Consider the following 18069-nt stretch of genomic DNA (forward strand, 5'->3'; position numbering starts at 1 on the left):
GCGCTGCCAGGTGCTAGAGCTGATCACTGACACGCCGGAAGCCGGTGATGCCCGCGGAGTCGATCACTGCCCGCGATAGCGGGCGACCCAAGGCTTGTGCGGTGTCAGTTGCAAGTTGCCGAGAGCTCGAATTGCTTGGTGATAGGTACGGCGAGATCCCAGCTTTCCGCAGTCCCGCGAACCGTGATACGGGAACCGTCCTGGTCGACAGCTTCGACTGAACCCTTGCCCTGCTTGGCGGTGTAGAGGACCCCATCGAGTCCGAACGACACCCTCACGAGTTTTGGTGGATTGCCTGGCTGGAGATCGGCACTCAGCCCAGGCTGCCCGTCGGTGGGGTCCTGTCCGGTGATGCTGATGGAATTGCTCTGTCGGTAACACATGAACTCAGACGGGTCGATGCCTGGGAGTGGTTGGCCATCGACAGTGGCGCTGAGTTCGGCGTAGGGGATGTCGATCTTGGACAACTCCGGTCGCGTATCCGCGGTTTGGGAGGCATCGGATTCCGAACATCCGGCTATTACGAGACCGACACAGGATGCCACCAGGAGTGGCACCACGAAACGCTGACGGCTAGCCATATTCTGTCTCCCCCTGGGCTGGTCGTGAGGCACACGATCTGCTTGCTTGCTGCGGGACTGTACCGGGCGAACCCGCGAGGGGAAGGCGCCGGACCGCCGCGGCGCCGGTCGGTCACATACCGCCGGGGTCAGTAGACGGAACCCACCGGCTGGAACTAGGCGGGGTGGTTGCTGCAACACATCAGCATGCAGCCATTGATTCGAGGATCATCCTCGACAGGGAGATCCCTGCCGCCGCACACCCGAGGGCGGTCGGCGTCTCCACACGCTTCTGTGCGCGCGGCGGCTCCGAGCGGCACCGTCCGAGTGCGAGAACCGCTCGCACACAGTGATAATCGGTCACTGGCGATGTCGTCGGCTGTATGGGAGGCCCACCGATTCTCGGTTGCCGTCATGCAGCTGGTGTGCGAGGTGATCGGCCGCCAGCGAGGAACGTCTCGTCTTGGCGAGACGGTGACCCCGGCGATCGCGGACCAGATCGCGGTACTGGTCCGTCACGACGCCTTTCATATCGCGAAGACGGTTGCCGCGACAGCCAGTAGGGCCCAGAGGTCCTCGATCGGGCCATCGGTGCATCGCCTCCACGTACAGCTGTGTGACCCCTGCGGCGCCGAGATCTTCGGTTCCGTCACCACGGACGGCCAGGTGCGGCCATTCGCCGCCCGCGTCGAGCGCAAGCCATGTCGGATACGTGCCGCCGCGCGGCCGGGCAGCCGATCCACTCTGGGCCGTGTCGCCTATCGGTGGCAGCTGGTTGCCCTCGAGTTCTGCTGATTCGACGGCTGGCGTTGACATCTGTCATCGGCTCGGCGTGACCTATCCTTTCCCGGTGGTTGCGCAGTCGTCGGTGTTGGCTCGGAGATGGGCCGATTCTGCACCGTTGCGTGCCCAGCAGTGGGGCCTGATTACCAGCGCCCAACTCCAGCGCCTCGGCGTCAACGGGTCGAGTCAGCTTCTGCTGCGGCGCAGAGGATTGCTGGTGTCGGTGGCCAGAGGTGTGATGCGGGAACCCCGCCCGCCGGCGGACGACCTGCTGGCCGTAGCCCAGCTGGCCTGGGTGTCGGCAGCGCCGGGTTCGGCTCCGGAGGAACGGCTCTCGGCCGCGCGGCCAGACTATGTGGTCACCGCGTACACCGCGCTGGCCCTGCATGGACTCGCCGCTCCGCCCGTCGAGACGCTGCCGCTACTGGCTGTCACCGGGCGCTTCCAGCACCGGCAGACCGCCACCTACGCGATCGTTCCTCGCCGGGCGGAACTGTCGTGGGATGACGTGGCGGTTCTCGACGGACTGCCCGTCTTCACCCCGGCCGCGGCGATCCGCGATGTCGCCGCGCACGGTGGCGCCCGATTCGGCGACGACCTGGCCGACTACTTCACTACTATCGCCGGGGCTGCGGCCGACCGCCCCGATCAGGCCGCCATCGACGCCGCGATCGCGGCCACCGGTATCCGCCTGGACGCCCCGTCACCGTCATCTCCCCTGCCCCCGCTGCTGGCTCGCAAATGGGCCGATACCGCGGCGCTGCGGACGGCCCAGTGGGGACTGATCACCAGCGTCCAGCTCCAGCAGCAGGGCGTGACCCGCAGCGATCACGTGAAGCTGCGCGACGCGGGCCTGGTGGTTCCGGTCGCCAACGGCGTGATGCGCGAAGCCGACCGTCCCGGTGAGGGCGCCCTTGCTGCGGCGCAGCTGGCCTGGGTAGCGGCCGTACGGGATTCGACCCCTGCTCAGCGGCTGTCGGCGCCCCGTCCTGACTGTGTGGTCACCGGCACGACCGCCTTGGCCATCCATGGCCTCGGCCAGCCCGGTCAGGGACTGCCGCAGCTCGCGATCACCAAGGCACCGAAGAACGGGGGACGTACGACCACGACCGCCCGATATCTGGGCCGCTCGACGGCGTTGTCGTGGGACGACGTCGACATCGTCGACGGCCTGCCGGTGTTCACCCCGGCCGCGGCGATCCGCGACCTGGGCCAAGACAGCCGTGGTCGGCTTGTCGATGACCTCGCCGGTTACTTCGCTGACATCGCCATCGCTGCTGCTAACCATCCCGATCGCGACGCCATCGTGGCGGCGATCGCGGCGTGCGGCGCCCGCCTGCGTACGGTGGTCTGCGATGCGCGCGCCGTCCTCGACCGGGTCTACCGCACCGCGGGTGTCTCCGACGACCTGTTGGCGGCCACCATCTGGGGCGGCCAGTGGCAGCGGCGCTTCACCGCCGACCGGGTACAGCACATCGTGGCTACTGCGCTGTCGGTCGCCGTCGACACCATCGCCGGCCGGGCCGGAGACGATCTGTCCACCGCCCTGGTTTACCTGTTGGAACGCAACGGTCAGGCGCGTAAATGTGTTGTGGCCGACTGTGAATGGTGGGCGGTGGAACAAGACCGCTGCTCCGCGCACGCGATCCAGCGGCGACGCGAGCGCGTGCTAGCCGACCCCTCAGGCGTCGATTCTTCCACCACGGCGACTCCTCGCCGGTCAGGACATGGCTGGTGGGGCCACATCGACGACGACGGCGAGACAATCGCGTGCCATGAATGCGGTGAGCGTTTCCGTGCGCTGACCCGCACCCATCTGGAAACCCATGACCTGACCGCCCGCGAGTACAAACAGCGCCACGGCATCGAACAGCGCATCGGGTTGGTCTCCACCGAGGTTCGCGAGCGGCAGCAGCACCAGGTCGCAACCAACTCCCGATACTCGGAGCGGTTCCGCCGCAACCCGAATGCGCCACGCCTGACCGATCTACCGTCAGCCCTTCTCGAGGACCAGTCTCGCTGATCGATGTCTCGTTCGACGCTATTGGCCTGTCGCGGCGGTGGTGTCGCGTAGCAGGTCGGCGAGTTGGGTGCGGGCTCGGTTGAGTCGGGATTTGACTGTCTGAACACCGACGCCCTGGTGGGCGGCGATGTCGGCGTAGGTGAGATCGCCGAATTCACGCAGGACCACGGCTTCTCGGAAGTCCTCAGGTAGCTGTGCGAGTGCGTCGCGTACCGCGTCGCGCAGCGCGATCTGATCATCAAATGCTGACTGGTGGGTGTCGTCGACGAGTTGGATCGGCTGGTCGGGGTCGGTGAAGTCGGTGATGGTGGTGTTGGCTTTGCGGCGCCGCACGACCATCAGGGCGTTGTTCGCGGCCACCCGGTGCAGCCAGGTGCTGAACTTCGACTCACCGCGGAACTTGTGTAGGTTCTGCCACGCCGCGACGAGGGTGTTCTGCAGGGCGTCCTCGGCGTCGTGGGGGTTGGAACAGATGTTGAGGCACACCGCCCACACGTGCGTGCGGTGAGCGCCGACGAGCTCGGCGAAGGCGTGCTGGTCGCCGTTACGTGCTTGCAGCAGCAGACGTGCTTCGTCCATCAACTCCCCCAACCCGGTTCTCAGATGTCGTCGTGCGTGTCGTGGGCACTGGGATGCGGGTCTTCGACACCGGCGTCGGCGAGGTCGACACTCCCACTGGGCTCGTCGGCGGGCGGGAGCTGTCCTTCCTCGGCGGCGTCTTGGGCGGCGTGGGCGATCGGCGGATCAGCCGGTGCCTCGCTGGGCGGGCTGTCGGGGGTGTCGTCACCCAGGTCGATGTCCTCGTCGAGGTCGGCCGGCGGGGTGTCGTCCATGTCGGGGACGGTGTCGGGGTCGGCGACGGCGGCCGGGTCGAAGGCTGCCTGCAGCGCGTTGTCCCACACTCCCGGCGGGAGGTCGGTGGTGAGGGTGGCGGGGTCGATGCCGAGTGACGCCAGAACCGGCGACGGTTCGTCCTCCTGCATGTGTTGACCTCCGTTTCTGGTGAGGTGGTCGCCGACGAAGGTCGCCGTCGGCCCGGTCACCAGGTGAGATGTTACGGCCCACCCTCGGTGTTCCCGACCAGGTCCCGACAGCTGTGATGTAATCCTCCTCGCCAGATAGACGCGGATTCGGGGTCGCGGCGATCGTGGGCGGGAACATTCCTCATTCCTGGTGGCAACAGATTCCCGACACGCTCACAGACCGAGTTCGAAAGAGGACGCACCATGTCCGGTACCCCCAGAAGCGACGCCCCCATCATCAGCCCCGACGAGCCCTACAACCCCGACGCCACCCCCGCCGATGCGCCCGCCCCCGCCCCGGAAGCCGCCGACGGCCCGGCCGGCCAGGTGGTACACACCACCGACGACGCCGGCAACGCCATCGACGTCCACTACGACGAAGCCGGCGAGGTCGTCCTGGTCGAGGCCGACACCGATGGTGACGGCCATGTCGACACCGCCGCGGCACCGACCGCCGACGGCGGCGCCGTCATCGCCAGCGACCTCGACAGCGACGGCGTCGTCGACGAGGTCGCCCACCTCAATGCCGACGGCGACCTCACCCAGGTCGATTCCTACGAAGACGGGCAACTGGTCACCCAGACCCTCGACACCGATGCCGACGGCGCACCCGACACCCTGCTCGTCGACACCAACGCCGATGGGGCCATCGACGCCGTTGCTGTCGACACCGACGGCGACGGGCAGTTCGACGCCGTCGCGCTTGACACTGACTTCGACGGCCAGGCTGACGTCTACGGCCAGGACACCGACGGTGACGGCGAGCTCGACCTCTACAGCGACGACACCGGCACCTACAGCGACACCCCGGACGCCCCCGAAGACACCACCCCCGGTGGTCACGACAGCGACGCCCTCGTCTGACCCCCGCCCGAGGTCAACCACAGCGATGCCCGACCCCCAGGGGTCGGGCATCGCTGTGTGTGGGCTTGACGGCCTCGGCGTCAGAATCCGCGGAAGATGCCGTCGGTGTCGGCGGCGCCGACGAAGTCGGCGAAGTCCATGTTGGCCAGGGCGAGGTTGTTTTCGATCGACCACATCGCAGCGGGCACGACCCGCACGCTCCGTTTCGAGGTGTCCTCGCCGTCGAGATTGATGGCCAGGATCGGGTGGTCGGGGTGGGACAGAGTCTGGGTATCGCACAGGAACACGTAGAACGGCGGCGGTTCCCCGATCGCGTGCGCCAGCTCGTCGACGGTGATGTTGTCGTAGGTGGGGTCGTCGACCAGGGTGAGATCGGCAGAGAACCCGTCGACAGGATCGGGGGCCAGCGCCGCATTCGCCACCGTCGTCCACCCTTCGGGATCGCTGAAATCACCGCGGATCAGCAGGGACAGGCCTGTCAGATGGTCGGCGTCGAGCGGCCCAGACACCGAGGTCGCAGAGTCGGCCGCCACGGCGGCGTCGATGCGCTCTCGCACCTCGGCGGGCTGGGCCGGGGCGTGTGACGCGGCCGGAGTGTTGCGGCCGGTCGGCGTGTAGCGGATGACCTCGAGGCCGGCCGGCCCGGGGATCGGCCAGATGTCGACACGCACCTGCACGACGGGATCGGAGGGTCGCCGGTCCCGGCAGGACACGCGAACCATGTTCCATGGACCAAAAATCGTGTGCACCAGAGGCTTGATGCGCTCGTGTTCGCTCGGCGACGACCACACCAGAGGCTGCATCGTCACAGGCAGGTAGCCGAATTCGGCGCCACCTTGCTCGACATGGACCCAGCCGTCGGCAGCATCCAACAGGGTCGGCTCGGCGTCGTGAGTGATGAGGTCGACGACCACCGGGGCCGGCGCATCAGGGATCAGGAACGTCAACTCGGGAAGCCGCGGCGGGTCGAACCCCGGCTTACCAGGTTCGTAGCTGAGCGTGTAGTTCTTGGTGTCCTGGATGCCGATACTCAACCGATGCTGGCCGGTGTACCAGCTCTGATAATGCTCTGGCTCGAATGATGCGAATGCGCCAGTGAGAGCGATGAAATCAGCCGTACGGTGTTCGTACTGCACGTGCTCCAGCTCCACAACCACTCCTCGTTACTGTCGACCCCCACAGCACGCTCTTCTAGCGGCTGCCCCGCCGCCACCCTAGGGCCGAACGGGCGGCGATCACGCCGACAACACACCCGCCTGCCTAACGGCGTTGATCCTGCATCGTGCTGCCGGGAACATTCTCGGTTCTCCGAGGCAACCAATCCTCAGTTGCTCACGCAGAGCACATTTCTCGCCCCGATGAACGAGGCGGGACTGCCAGCACAGGGCGCGGCGATTCGCTGCGCCAGGACCAGAGGACACTCCGATGAACAAGACCGCCATGACCATTGCCGTTGCCGCCGTGTCGATGGGCGCCGTCGCGAGCGGGTTCGCCGCCGGCACCGCCGAGGCCCAGCCGGGGCATCAGCGCAGCTGGGTCACCGACGACGGCTGGAAGGCCTCGATCGCCTCCACCCACGAGAAGGTGCAGAAGGTCGCGCCGCTGTCCTCGGTGCCGACGTCGCGGGAAGCGTTCATGTCGATGCGGGCGGTGTCCACGCTGACGCCGCCGGCCGGGCAGGCCGGAGCAGCGATCACCGGTGAACTCGAGGCCGGGTACATGATCGGATGCGCGGTGCAGCTGGAATCGGTGACCGGCAGTGTCGGGGCGAGCCTGGGCATCGGTGGCAGCGGTGGTGGTGGTATCAGCGCGGCCGGACCCAGTGGAAACCTGTCGATCAGTCCGCAGGCCCTGCTGCAGCCGAGTCTGTCGGTGACGATGTCACCGGGCAAGATCACCACCGTCACCTTCGACAAGAAGGCCGTCGGCGCCGGACGCGCGTCGACCACCACCCGCGAAGGCCACATCAGCATCGACGGGTGCGCGGGCCCGGTCGCGGTCCGCTCCTACGCCATCCTCAAGACCAGCACCCCGAAAGCCAACGACGGCAACGCCGTCTACGGCCGCGTCGTCTACCTGTAAACCAATCGGCCCCAAATCTGCTGTTCGGCGGGAACATTCCACCACCCCAGGAGCAACCCATTCTATGGACGCACAACCCGTGCGCCTCGCACGATCTGCGACCGCAGACGTGCAGAACACCGAAGCCCAGCCAAAGAGCTGGCATGACGAAAGGAACACTCAGATGCGAGTAGGTAAGGCGCGAGTGCGTAAGACGATTGGGTCCACCGTGGCGGCCGTCGCGGCGGCCGGTGCACTGTCGCTGATGGGCGGCGGGCTGGCCTCGGCAGCCCCGATCGAACTGCAGCACGGCGACGACGGACTGACGACCTACGACTTCGGTATCGACGGCCAGGACGTCATCATCGGCGGCACAGGCAACTTCACCTGGCCCTGACCGCCAGTCCTGGTGGCCTGAACCGATGACTGCGGGTGGACGTTCGGCGTCCACCCGCAGTTCTCGTTCAGTCGGTCGTCGCCGACCAGTGCCCGACATACCGGTGCCGTGACGGCAGCGCCGAACCGAGATGGGCTGCAGCGTCGGCAAGGATCGGCCACGGCTCGACGAGCTCGCCCTGCCAGCATGCCCACGGCACCGGACCCGGCCCGAGAACATCGCCGAGCAGCGGGTGGCGGCTCCGCGCAATGCTGTCGGCGGTCTTCTCCACGGCGGCCACCAGGTCCCATTTGGTCACTTCGGCGACGTAGCTGGGCAACTCGGCCGTAGCCTCGGCGACGGCGTCGACCGAGCCTCGCTCGGTCGCCACAATGTCGGCGGCACGAGCGGCTATCACTTGCGGACGAGGTTCGACGGCCATACCGTCCGGCTGGACATTTCGGTAGCTCAACGGCATCGAACCTCGATCGTTCGCATCCACGCCAGCAGCGTATCGCCCGCTCCGGGTGTGTGCAGACGGCCAATCGTCTGCACGCGCCCACACCTACACTCACAACCCGGCAATGCGTATCGGTCGCTTCGTCACCCCCCTGCCGATACACGGACGATCCCAGGAGGCCACGCGCAAGATGGCTGATCACGTGTTCACGACTCTCACCGAGCCCGTCTTCGAGCGCGACCCCGACGGTGGGTTCACCGTCTACGACATGGTGTTCGAAGACGGCGACGGCGGGTTGTGGGCCTACCCGGGTCACACGTCCGAAGACTCGCGGGTTGATCCGGCCAGCTGGGCGGCCCAGCATTCGGTTCCCGCCGGCCGGATCGGACCGGTCGGTCCGGGGATCGCACCTCAGCAGTGGCCGCGCGATCCGACGACGGGGATGCCGATGATGCACATCATCACCCTGTGGCTCCCCGACCACTTCCGCCGACACGGCCCTGACCTCCCAGGAATTGCGCTTTTCCAGGGAGCCGGCGAGGCATTCATGCCGCTACCCGACACCCCCGATCCGGCCGATCCGTTCATCATCGACCTGCACCATCACCGCCCCCACCCCCAGCAGATTCTCCTCACGGACATCCTTGATCTCTACTTCGCAGCCATTTGGCTCACCGCCGATGAACTCACTCAGATCGGCTCACCACCGGCAGACCGCCGACGTCCCGGAGAACATGCCCACGACGGACTGCCCCGCCATGCGTGGAACCACGACGACCCGCCGATGCTCGTGCGCCTCACGCCGCGCCGCAACGACCCCAACGCCGGGATCGCCCCCGTCGAACGTGACGCCACCACAGAGACTCCGTACCTCAGCACCTGGGGCGACGGCGACTCCCACGACTGGGCCGACAGACTTCAGTGGTTCAATCACCTCGGCGGCACAGTCTTTCCCTCCCAGTGGATTCCCGACGGACTCACCCCGTACTATCTCGACCTGTTCGAACTTCCCGGGATGAACATCGGCACCGGCACCCTCCAGTACGACCTCGAATCGAACGTATTTGACTGGGCCTGTGGGTAACTGCCGTTTCAGACTCACAGAACCCCGTCGAATACCAGGCCTAGCCAGATGCAATCGGCCGCCAGGCCGAAGGTCAGCCCCGACCAGAACGCGATCTTCTCTGCCGGATAAGCACCAGCGATAGCCGCAACGAGGAAGCCGAAAGCAACGAGCCCCAGCGGGAATACGACCACGATGAGGTAGTCCGGGAGCAGGAGCGCGCAGGCCGCGAGAACCAGTCCGGCGATCGCATAGGAGGCGTAGCGCGGCCCGTCATCGAGCTGGGCGATCCGACTGGCGACCGCACGGACGATCGCGCGCTCGATCGACTTCGTCATTCCAGTCCTTCACGGTGGGCTTGCCCGATCACGTCGACACCTCTGCGCACTCAGTTGATGAGGCCGGAGCGGGTGAGGAAGGTACGGGCATTCTCTACCGAGGACAGCTCGGCGACCGAAAGGATCACTCCGGTACCGGTGTTGGCGTAACTGATGTCGTATTCGTTGTCGCTCAGGCTCGGCGCGATCTCGGCGGCCGCCTGGCGGTTGGTGTCTTCGACGACAGTGCCCTTACCGGCGCTGTAGACCCCGTTACGCAGGTTACGAACCTCGCGGGCGGCTTCGTTGTCGTCGACGTTGATGTGGATCCGCAACGAGGGTGAGAGGCCGCCCGCAATCTTGAGGCCACTGAAGGTCCCGTTCTCGTTGAGGGTGCAGTCCAGCTTGAGCGCGCCGTTGTCGGTGAAGCTGCCGTTGGTGCAGTCGGTGATCTGGGATTGCAGGGCGCCGGGCAGTTGCTGGCGGATTTGGTCAGGGTCGGTGAGGATCGGCCCGCCGTCTTCCCCGGTGGGCCCGGCGGCGGTGGTGTCGGTGCCCAAGGTTTGGGTGGCCTGGGGTGCATCGGTGGGGTCGTCGTCGCTGCCGCTGGCGGTGGTGACGATGGTGGTCACGATCGCGGCGGCGGCGATGACGGCGACCGCGGCGGCGCCGATGCGCAGCCAGCGTCGCCGCGAGGAGGTGGGCTGGGCTGGTGAGCGCAGGGTGCGGGGTTGGGTGTGCCAGGTCGGCATGAGGTCGGCGGCTTCGGGGATGCCGCGGGGCTGTGTGGGCGCCGAGTCCGCCAACACGGTGAGCAATGCGCCCTGGGCGACAACAGTTTTGGGGTCGTCGAGGGTGGCGACGGGACCGAGTTCGCCGAGGCGTTGCTGGATGAGGGGGATGCGGGAGGACCCGCCGGTGAGGTAGAGGGCGGTGAGCTGGTCGGGGTGGGTCAGTCCGGCGTCGGCGAGGGTGGTTCGGGTCAGCTGGACGGCGGCGTCGACGGCGGGGGTGATGAGTTCGTCGAACTCGTCGCGGGTGATCTGCAGGGTGGTGCGTTCACTGGGGCCGGGCACGGAGATGGTGGCCGACGGCGTTTCAGACAGCAGCTCTTTGGCCTGCTGGATGGAGTCCTGCAGGGACTGGATGGCGTCGATGGGGGCGGTGCGGCGCAGCCAGGCGGCGTGGTCGGGGTCGCGGTCGGCGAGGCGGTCCTCGACCCAGCGTTGCAGCAGGGCGTCGAAGTTCTTGCCGCCCAAACCGTTGTCGCCGCGGGCGGCAATGACCTGGAAGGTGTTGGTGGGGGTGACCTCGAGGACGGCGATGTCGAGGGTGCCGCCGCCGAAGTCGAACACCGCGATCCTGGTGCCGTGTTGCAGGGCGTGGGAGCGGGAGTAGTGCCCGGCCGCGGCGCGTGGTTCGGAGATCGTGGTGATCCGCTCGGCCGGGATGCCGGCAGCCCTCGCGGCGTCGGTGAGGACCTGGATCTGTTGGGGCGCCCACGCTTCGGGGTGGGTGAGCACGACCCGGTCGGGCATGGTGCCGGCGTGTGCGGCGACCCCGCGGCCGATGATGGTGCGCATCACGGCGGCGACGAGGGCGTAGATCGGCAGGGTGTGCCCGTTGGCTGCGACGGCCGGTTGCGCACCGATGAGGCGTTTGGGTGAGGCGATGAACCCGGCCGGGTTCTGCGCGGCGGAGTTGAGGGCGGCACCCCCGACGAGGACAGTGCCTGCGGTGTCGACGAACACCGCCGAGGGCATCAGGTTGCTGGCGTGGGTCAGCGCGAGCGCTTCGATGCTGCGGCTGGTGGCGCCCGAATGCGCGGCCGCCGAGTTTGAGGTGCCGAAGTCGATCGCCAGCGACCAGGCGTGGGGGGCAGATGTCTGGGTGGCAGATGTCATGGTGTCGGATCGTCCTGTGCGGGAGGGGTGTCAGTGGCCGGCGGCCAGAGCGGTGTAGGTGCGGATGAGGGTGACCAGGGCGGCGTCCTCGGCCGCCGACCGGGTGGCCAGGCTGCGTTGCTGGGCGGCGGCCAGGCGGCGGTGGGCTTCGGCGGTGACGGCGGCCGGTGGTGGGTGGCCGTCGAGGCCGACGCGGCCGGCGGGGGTGGTGGCGGTGAGGATGGTGCGCAGTTCGTCGGTGACCGCGGCGTCGGGGTCGACGTCGAGCATGCGCTGGTAGTCCTCGAGCACGGTCACCGCGGCCATGGCCGGGTCGGCACGTAGACCGGCGGTCAGGGTGCGGATGTGGTCGCGGGCGGGATGGGTGAAGGCCAGTTGATCGAGGCGGGCCAGGATGCGGTGGGCGCGGTGCAGCACGGCGAACCGTCCGGTGGCCGCGGTCAGGGCGTGGCGCAGGGCGGCGATCCCGGATCGTTCGGCCAGCCAAGTGCTGAGCGCTGCGGCGCCGTCGGCGGCGACCCGGCGACCGTTGAGAGCACCGTATTCGCCGAGCAGGGCGAGCAATTCACGCCGGTCAGCCGGCGGCACTCCCCCGCTGGCAGGGTCCTCGGAGTCGAAGATCCGCAGCACCTCTAGCGGCGGGACGTCGCGGAGCTGGGCGAGCAGCGCGGCGTGGCGTTCGGTCAGCATGCCGGTGTGGCTGGTTTGCGCCATCAGCCCGGACACCGGGACGATCGTGTGGACGATCCCGGCCAGTGGGCCGGCCATGGCGGCGGCGTGGGCGGCGGCGTGGGTGAGCGGGTCGCGGCGGCCGAAGGCGCCTTCGCCGAAGGAGTCGGCGCGCGAGAGCACCCCGAGCATGGTCAACGGGGTGAACGGCAGCCGGTGCAGGAACTCGATCTCATCGACGCGGGGTGCGGCGTCGAAGAGGAACACCGCGGCGTCGGCATCGATGGAGGCGGTGCGGGTCTGTTCGAAGCCGTCGATCATCACCCGGCGGGTGGCGGCGTCGTTGGCGGCGGTCAGCGTCGACAGGCCGGGGGTGTCGATGAGGGTGAGTTCGCGCAGCGCCGCCGAGGGCAACCACCGGTCGACGTAGGCGACCTCGGCCGACGGGATCGGTAACTCGATCCCGGCGCCGGGGCGCAGCGCGGCGCGGTGGCGGGTGCCGTCGAGGGCGAGGACCTCTGCCCGCGACGGGGACCCGTCGCGGTAGACGGTGACGACGTTGGTGGCCTCCAGGGCGGCGGTCTCGGCGACCGGGGCGCCGATCAGCGCATTGACCAGCGTGGATTTGCCCGCTTTGAGCCGGCCGACGACCACGACGCGCGGCGGTGACCACAAGATGGTGCCGATCGCATTAGCGTGGTCGACGCAGTCCCCGCCGAGCGCGGCCAGCTGATGCAGCCCACGGTCGAGCGTGGTGTGCACCGAAACTGGTGTCCCGCTGCTCATGTCGGGTCTCCGTCGAGGAGTGCTTGGGCGGCGGTGATGCGTTTGTCGACGATGGCCAGGTTCGAGGTGAGGCGTTGGGTGGATTTCTCGCGGGTGGCGGCGTCGGCGGCTGCGGCCTCCTGGACGTGGGTGATGGTGGTTTGCAGCTGTTCGATGGTGGCGCGCAGGTGATCTCGGTAGCGGATGACGATGTCGGGGCGGGCTTGGGCGACGGCGCTATCGAGGAGTCGGCCGGTGGCGGTCTTGGTGGCGGCCAGGGTTTCTCGCAGCCAGGCCAGCAGGTTGGTTTTGCCGGCGCGGATCGCCCGGAAGCTCAAGTTCACTCCGACCCACACCGCGCCGATGACGGCGCCGACGCCCATCAGCGCTGAAAGCCCGACAAGCCCGCCGAGGGTGGAGGACCCGACCACACCCATGGTCAACAGGGTGGGGTCGAGCAGCCCTTGGCGTTTGCTGGTGACCTGGTGGGTTTCGATCTTCTTGTCCTGCATCGAGGCGACGATGCGGTCGCTGATCTGTTCCCACACCGTGGGGTCGTCGGCGAAGCGTGGGGTGATGATCGTGTCGTGCAGCTCGTGCAGGAACCCGGCGAGGGTTTCGGCCATCGCCATCTGCAGATCGACCTGCATGTCGGCGGTGAACTTCTGTTCGCTGCGCCGCAACACGGCCATGCCGTTGCTGTTGATGTAGGTGGTCCACTTCTCGCGCACCCCATCGAGGCGGCGTTCGAGGTCATCGACCGCTGATTGCCGCAGCAGGGTCAGGTCCCGGGCGAGATATTGCTCCCATTGGCGGGATTGGGCGTGCAGGTCGGTGAGCCGGTCGCGTTCGGCGGTCAGGTCCGGCAACGCCTGAGCGCCGGCGCTTAGCGCGGCGAGCTCGTCGGCGATGGTCGTGCGCACGGTGCGCAGCCCGTCCAGACAGGTGCGGACCGCATCGAGGTGCGGGGCGGCCGCGGCGGCGTCGAGTCGGTCGGTGATCGCCGCGCGCAGGGTGGCGATCCCGGAGTCGGCCTCGAGGCGGTGACGCGCCTGCGGGTCGGGGGTCTCGGCGGCCAGGACGGCGAGCAGACTCGACACCCCGATCACCGGCACCACCCGGCCCAGGTGCTCGGTGATCAGCCGCTGGTTCTCGGCGACGATCGCCCGCCAGCGTCCCAGGTGTTTGTCGGTTTTGGTCACGGCCACGACGACGGCATCGACGCCGGCGGTGGCCTCGCGGACGAAGGTCATCTCCGGGGCTGTGATCGGGGCGGAGGCATCGCAGACCAGCACCAGCACGCACGCCTGCTGGGTGGAGTGCGCGGCCAGTTTCGCCAAGCCGGGGTCCAGGCCGCCGACACCGGGGGTGTCGATAAGCGTCATCTCGGCCACCGCCGCCTCGCGCAGTGCGATCGCCGCCGCAGTGGGCAGCTCCTCAACGCTGCGATCACACACCATGCGCCCGCCGGTGGTCACCCAGTCGGTCAGCTCGCCGATCTCGGCCGGGCGCGGACCGGAGGGAAAGAACAACTCGGCGGCATGGGCGACGGGCAGATCACCGGTGGTGGTGACCGACACCGCGACCGAGGAGGTGACATCAACGCCGACCGGGCATAGGTCGCGGTAGCCGACCAGGGCGTTGACCAGGGAACTTTTGCCGCGCTGCACCTCGCCGGCCACCACCACGGTGCGCTGCGGCGCGCGGTGCAGTTTCGTCTCGGCGAGGTCGGCGACGGCGTCGTGTTTGTAGGCGCGCAGCACTTTTCCCGCCTCAGCCACGACCGCCGCCGCGGCCGCGTCAACCCCCGTCTGGGGTGCTGCGGGCGCGTTCACGCCGACCATCGTCTCGTAGCGGTGCCGCCGTTCCCCCGACCGGTCATGGAAAGCATGCTGGTCGACGCGGCAGGGCAACGCAAAACGGTGGGTGTCAGGCGCCGGCGGTGCAGGCCCAGATGATCGTGCGGGACCCCGGCCCGGACTCATTCGCCGCGGCTACCTCCGCGGACCGTCGGGTCGGGGCGTAGGCCCACCCCCACCGCAAGGTGCGGGGCTGCTGGGTGACCGCACCGCAGTTGCGGGCCATCTGCACCACCCACCGGCAATCCGACGCCCGGCATTTCGCTTCGGCGGCCCGCTTGGCCGCCGACGCGGTGGCGTAGTTGATCGCATAGGCGGTGTTGCCGGTGCGCTGGGAGATCGCGATCGCACCGTAGACGTTCTCGGCGGCCTGGGCTGGTGCCGGCGCCACCAGCAGCCCAGCACCAGCAGCCACCACGGCCAGAGCGGTCACCGCCGCGCGCACACCACGAGTCGAGATAGGCATCAAGAGGGGGCTCCTCATCCGGGAATCGAGAACGCCTCGACCCTAAAGCGCGTGTCGCACGAGCTGAGGGGTCGAGACGGGTGGTTTCGACCGTTCGAATGGGGCACCGACCGCCCGATGTCAGACCCGACTGTGCAGGCACGACAGCGGGCGCACTATTCTGCAGCCGAACAAGAGGATCGTGCAGATCCGGGTTTCGGGGGAACCGTTCGGGGTTCGCGCAGCAACACACTGGAACAACACCAGTGTGCAGCGGTGGCCCGGGTGAGGTCGTTGGTCCTCCGCCGCAGGGGCTGCAGGAGAGAAACGAGACCCTGATGAAGCGTTGGTACCCACTCGCGGCCGCAGCCGCGGTCACCGCGGGCATGCTGGCCGCATGCTCAACCGGCGGCGAACCCGCACCCGAATCCTCAACAACCGGCAGCGCCGAGCCGACGGTCGATCTGGCCGCCCTCGATCCGGGCGCCTACCCCACCGAACCGCGCCCACCGTTCGGTGTTGCCGACGACTCACAACTGGTGCAGGTCGAAAGCCAGCGGATGGCACAGTTCATCGTGGTGCCCTTCGAGGTCGACCCGGACCTGACCGCCCCGGACAAATCCAACGCACCGATCACCAGCCGCCGCAACCTGGTGCCACACATCAACGCCGACGCGGCGGTGATCCCGGCAAACGACGCACTGCTCGGCGGGTTCTCGTCCCTGTTCACCACCGCGCCGACCGAACGTGACAACCCGCGCGGCCTGCACAACATGGTGCTGCGCTACGAAACCGCCGCTGATGCCCGCGCCGCCGCGCAGCAACTCGCCCAGGTCAGCGCCCGCCAGCAGAACAGCCCGGTCACCAGCCTGCCGGGGGTCGAGGGTGCCTACGCCCTCGAGACCACCCGCAACGACAAGAGCTACTTCACGACCTACACCCCGCACGGGGTGTACGTGATCTACGAGTTCGCCTCCTCCCTGGCCGCCCACTCCGACCAGCTCGAGCCGATGGCCCGCAAAGCAATCACGTTGCAGTCGGCGCTGATCGACCAATTCCCGCGCACCCCCACGGCTGCGGAGAACGCCGCCCGCGGCAACGGCGGAGGATTCCAGCCGCCAAAGATAGACGAGAACAGCATCCTCATCTACGCCCTGCCCTACACCGACACCGAGATGGAAAACGGCATCACCGGCCGACCACAGCAGAGCATGCGCGCGGTGTACGGGCCGCGTGGCTTGTCGCACTTCTCCACCGACCCGGCCGGCATCTTCAACGACCTGCGTGCGGCCGGCTCGACCGCGAACGCGATCGAGCGTTCCATCGTCTACCGTGCCGACACCAAGGAGCAGGCCGCCACGCTGGCCGCTACGAGCGAAGCCGACGATCAGAAGATCGACGCACCGCCCGGGCTGCCGGCCGCCAACTGCTCTGCCCAATCCAGCGCTGACGGCAAGTACACGATCTATCACTGCAAGGTGCAGGTCGGCCGCTACGTCGGAGAAGTGCAGTCGCCCAACAAGACTGACGTCTACCAGAAAGCCGCGGCTCAATATCTGATCCTCACCAAGGCCGACCAGAACGCCAAGTAGACGGGACGAGAGGCGACGATGACGCGCAGCTACCTCGGTCGCTCCATCGCCGCGGCCGCGGCGGTGACCGCAGTGCTGGCCGGCTGCACGGTCGACGGGCAGCCCAGCTCAGCCACATTCACCGACCCTGCCGTGCAGGTTGATGCCCTCGACACCGGTGACTACCCCACCCGGGCGCGAGCCCCGTTCGGGCGCGCGGTCACCGACCCCGAGCGGGTCGAGGCGACCCGGATGGCGCAGTTCGTGCTGGCGCCGTTCGAGGTCAATCCCGATCTCACACATGGGCAATGGCCTGTCGGCGAGTTCGACGACGCTGCCGGGATCGGGCGCGCGGTCGTCCCGGGCGCGGCCGACGTTCCGGCCAACGCGGAGTTCATCACCGGATTTGTCACCACCGCCGACAACGGGGATGCCAACGTCGGGGCTGCTCGTCACCTGCTGCGGCATGCGGTCCTGAAATATCGCAACCCTGCCGACGCCTCCGCCGCCGCTGAGCAAATGAGTGCCGCGGTCGCCGAAATCGACAACAAGCCCATCGTGCCGCTCGACGGGGCGCCGGGCACCCGAACTGTCATCCAAGATTTCGGTGCGTCCACAGCGATCCTGGCTGTCACCGCTCACGACTCGTATGTGTTCTTCGATCGGTACTACGGCCCCACGACGCAGTTCCGCAGCGGAGAGTCGTTGGTGCGTATGGCCAACGCGATCACTCAGCAGAAGATTTACATCGACGAGTTCACGCCCACCCCCGACGGTGAAACTCCGCTGATCGACCCCGACGCCATCCTCATCTACGCGCTGCCGTTCACCGCGGCCTACCTGCGGGCGAACCCCGACTCCCCTGACCGCGGAGCGGTGTACGGGCCACGCGGCATCGCCCACACCAGCACCGACCCCGTCACCGACTTCGAGGTGCTGACCAAGATCGGCTCGGATGCCAACGCAGTGGAGAACTCGGCGGTCTTCCGCGCGGACACCGCCGAGGGCGCGCGCACCTATCTCGACAGCTTCCTCGGGTCCAACCGCACCCGAGGCTGGACCGGCGCCGACAACCCACCAGGCTTGCCCACCGCCACCTGCCAAAAGCACCCAACAAGCCAAGCACACAGCTGCGCACTGACTGTCGGGCGATACGGCGCCCAGGTCATCGGCAACACCAAAACCGATGCTCACCAACAAGCCTCGGCCCAATACCTGATCCTGACGACCGCCGACCAACGAGCACACTGACCGACGACATCGCACACGTCGTCGTCATCTCCCCGCAGACAGAGGTGCCCGGACCCGCCACCGCGGGTCCGGGCAC

18 protein-coding genes are annotated in these 18069 nt (G+C 67.9%); 8 read left to right on the top strand and 10 right to left on the bottom strand.

What is annotated here, in order from left to right:
• Nucleotides 1-104 precede the first annotated feature (104 nt).
• Nucleotides 105-467 (bottom strand): lipoprotein LpqH, encoded by a 363-nt coding sequence (locus NWF34_RS23130; RefSeq protein ID WP_058253250.1) that lies wholly within the window; start codon nucleotides 465-467, stop codon nucleotides 105-107.
• Between the two features lie 507 nt (nucleotides 468-974).
• Between NWF34_RS23130 and NWF34_RS25490 the strand changes: the two genes are divergently transcribed.
• Entirely contained in the window at nucleotides 975-1355 is a 381-nt protein-coding gene (locus tag NWF34_RS25490) for a hypothetical protein (RefSeq protein WP_058253249.1), read from the top strand.
• Between the two features lie 37 nt (nucleotides 1356-1392).
• Nucleotides 1393-3366: a MucR family transcriptional regulator gene (locus NWF34_RS23140; RefSeq protein WP_258326185.1), complete on the top strand. Its 1974-nt coding sequence runs from the start codon at nucleotides 1393-1395 to the stop codon at nucleotides 3364-3366.
• An 18-nt stretch (nucleotides 3367-3384) separates the two neighbouring features.
• Here the strand turns inward: NWF34_RS23140 and NWF34_RS23145 are convergent, their stop codons facing one another.
• Nucleotides 3385-3945, bottom strand: a complete 561-nt coding sequence (locus NWF34_RS23145) for an RNA polymerase sigma factor (protein ID WP_058253247.1) — start codon at nucleotides 3943-3945, stop codon at nucleotides 3385-3387.
• A 20-nt stretch (nucleotides 3946-3965) separates the two neighbouring features.
• On the bottom strand, nucleotides 3966-4409 hold the full coding sequence (locus tag NWF34_RS23150; RefSeq protein ID WP_058253246.1) for a hypothetical protein: 444 nt from the start codon (nucleotides 4407-4409) through the stop codon (nucleotides 3966-3968).
• A 183-nt stretch (nucleotides 4410-4592) separates the two neighbouring features.
• Between NWF34_RS23150 and NWF34_RS23155 the strand changes: the two genes are divergently transcribed.
• Nucleotides 4593-5252 (top strand): hypothetical protein, encoded by a 660-nt coding sequence (locus NWF34_RS23155; RefSeq protein ID WP_058253245.1) that lies wholly within the window; start codon nucleotides 4593-4595, stop codon nucleotides 5250-5252.
• Between the two features lie 80 nt (nucleotides 5253-5332).
• On the opposite strand, the gene NWF34_RS23160 is transcribed toward NWF34_RS23155, so the two are convergent.
• Nucleotides 5333-6286 carry a DUF6924 domain-containing protein gene (locus NWF34_RS23160; protein WP_139114232.1) on the bottom strand — a complete coding sequence of 318 codons (954 nt, stop codon included), beginning with the start codon at nucleotides 6284-6286 and terminating at the stop codon, nucleotides 5333-5335.
• 391 nt (nucleotides 6287-6677) lie between these two features.
• Between NWF34_RS23160 and NWF34_RS23165 the strand changes: the two genes are divergently transcribed.
• Together NWF34_RS23165 and NWF34_RS23170 are read left to right on the top strand one after the other, a co-directional pair.
• Nucleotides 6678-7334, top strand: coding sequence for an MspA family porin (locus tag NWF34_RS23165; protein WP_058253243.1), 657 nt, complete (start codon nucleotides 6678-6680; stop codon nucleotides 7332-7334).
• Nucleotides 7335-7518: 184 nt separating this feature from the next.
• Entirely contained in the window at nucleotides 7519-7710 is a 192-nt protein-coding gene (locus tag NWF34_RS23170; protein WP_139114231.1) for a hypothetical protein, read from the top strand.
• 67 nt (nucleotides 7711-7777) lie between these two features.
• Here NWF34_RS23170 and NWF34_RS23175 read toward each other — a convergent pair whose 3' ends face one another.
• On the bottom strand, nucleotides 7778-8191 hold the full coding sequence (locus tag NWF34_RS23175; protein ID WP_139114230.1) for a hypothetical protein: 414 nt from the start codon (nucleotides 8189-8191) through the stop codon (nucleotides 7778-7780).
• Nucleotides 8192-8339: 148 nt separating this feature from the next.
• Between NWF34_RS23175 and NWF34_RS23180 the strand changes: the two genes are divergently transcribed.
• Entirely contained in the window at nucleotides 8340-9233 is an 894-nt protein-coding gene (locus NWF34_RS23180; RefSeq protein WP_139114229.1) for a hypothetical protein, read from the top strand.
• Between the two features lie 14 nt (nucleotides 9234-9247).
• Here NWF34_RS23180 and NWF34_RS23185 read toward each other — a convergent pair whose 3' ends face one another.
• From NWF34_RS23185 to NWF34_RS23205, 5 genes are all read right to left on the bottom strand, one after another.
• Nucleotides 9248-9550 carry a hypothetical protein gene (locus tag NWF34_RS23185; RefSeq protein ID WP_058253240.1) on the bottom strand — a complete coding sequence of 101 codons (303 nt, stop codon included), beginning with the start codon at nucleotides 9548-9550 and terminating at the stop codon, nucleotides 9248-9250.
• Between the two features lie 50 nt (nucleotides 9551-9600).
• On the bottom strand, nucleotides 9601-11433 hold the full coding sequence (locus NWF34_RS23190) for an Hsp70 family protein (protein WP_058253239.1): 1833 nt from the start codon (nucleotides 11431-11433) through the stop codon (nucleotides 9601-9603).
• A 30-nt stretch (nucleotides 11434-11463) separates the two neighbouring features.
• Nucleotides 11464-12888, bottom strand: coding sequence for a GTPase (locus tag NWF34_RS23195; RefSeq protein ID WP_058253238.1), 1425 nt, complete (start codon nucleotides 12886-12888; stop codon nucleotides 11464-11466).
• On the bottom strand, nucleotides 12885-14711 hold the full coding sequence (locus NWF34_RS23200) for a dynamin family protein (protein ID WP_058253237.1): 1827 nt from the start codon (nucleotides 14709-14711) through the stop codon (nucleotides 12885-12887). The genes NWF34_RS23195 and NWF34_RS23200 overlap by 4 nt, the downstream gene beginning before the upstream one ends.
• An 85-nt stretch (nucleotides 14712-14796) precedes the next feature.
• Nucleotides 14797-15192: a DUF4189 domain-containing protein gene (locus NWF34_RS23205; protein WP_058253236.1), complete on the bottom strand. Its 396-nt coding sequence runs from the start codon at nucleotides 15190-15192 to the stop codon at nucleotides 14797-14799.
• A 317-nt stretch (nucleotides 15193-15509) separates the two neighbouring features.
• Here NWF34_RS23205 and NWF34_RS23210 point away from each other — a divergent pair, with 317 nt between their 5' ends.
• Together NWF34_RS23210 and NWF34_RS23215 are read left to right on the top strand one after the other, a co-directional pair.
• Nucleotides 15510-16763: a hypothetical protein gene (locus NWF34_RS23210; protein WP_058253235.1), complete on the top strand. Its 1254-nt coding sequence runs from the start codon at nucleotides 15510-15512 to the stop codon at nucleotides 16761-16763.
• Between the two features lie 18 nt (nucleotides 16764-16781).
• Nucleotides 16782-17993, top strand: coding sequence for a hypothetical protein (locus NWF34_RS23215; protein ID WP_075862431.1), 1212 nt, complete (start codon nucleotides 16782-16784; stop codon nucleotides 17991-17993).
• Nucleotides 17994-18069 lie beyond the last annotated feature (76 nt).

This window comes from Gordonia sp. GONU, assembly GCF_024733855.1.
Classification (GTDB): Bacteria; Actinomycetota; Actinomycetes; order Mycobacteriales; family Mycobacteriaceae; genus Gordonia; species Gordonia amicalis.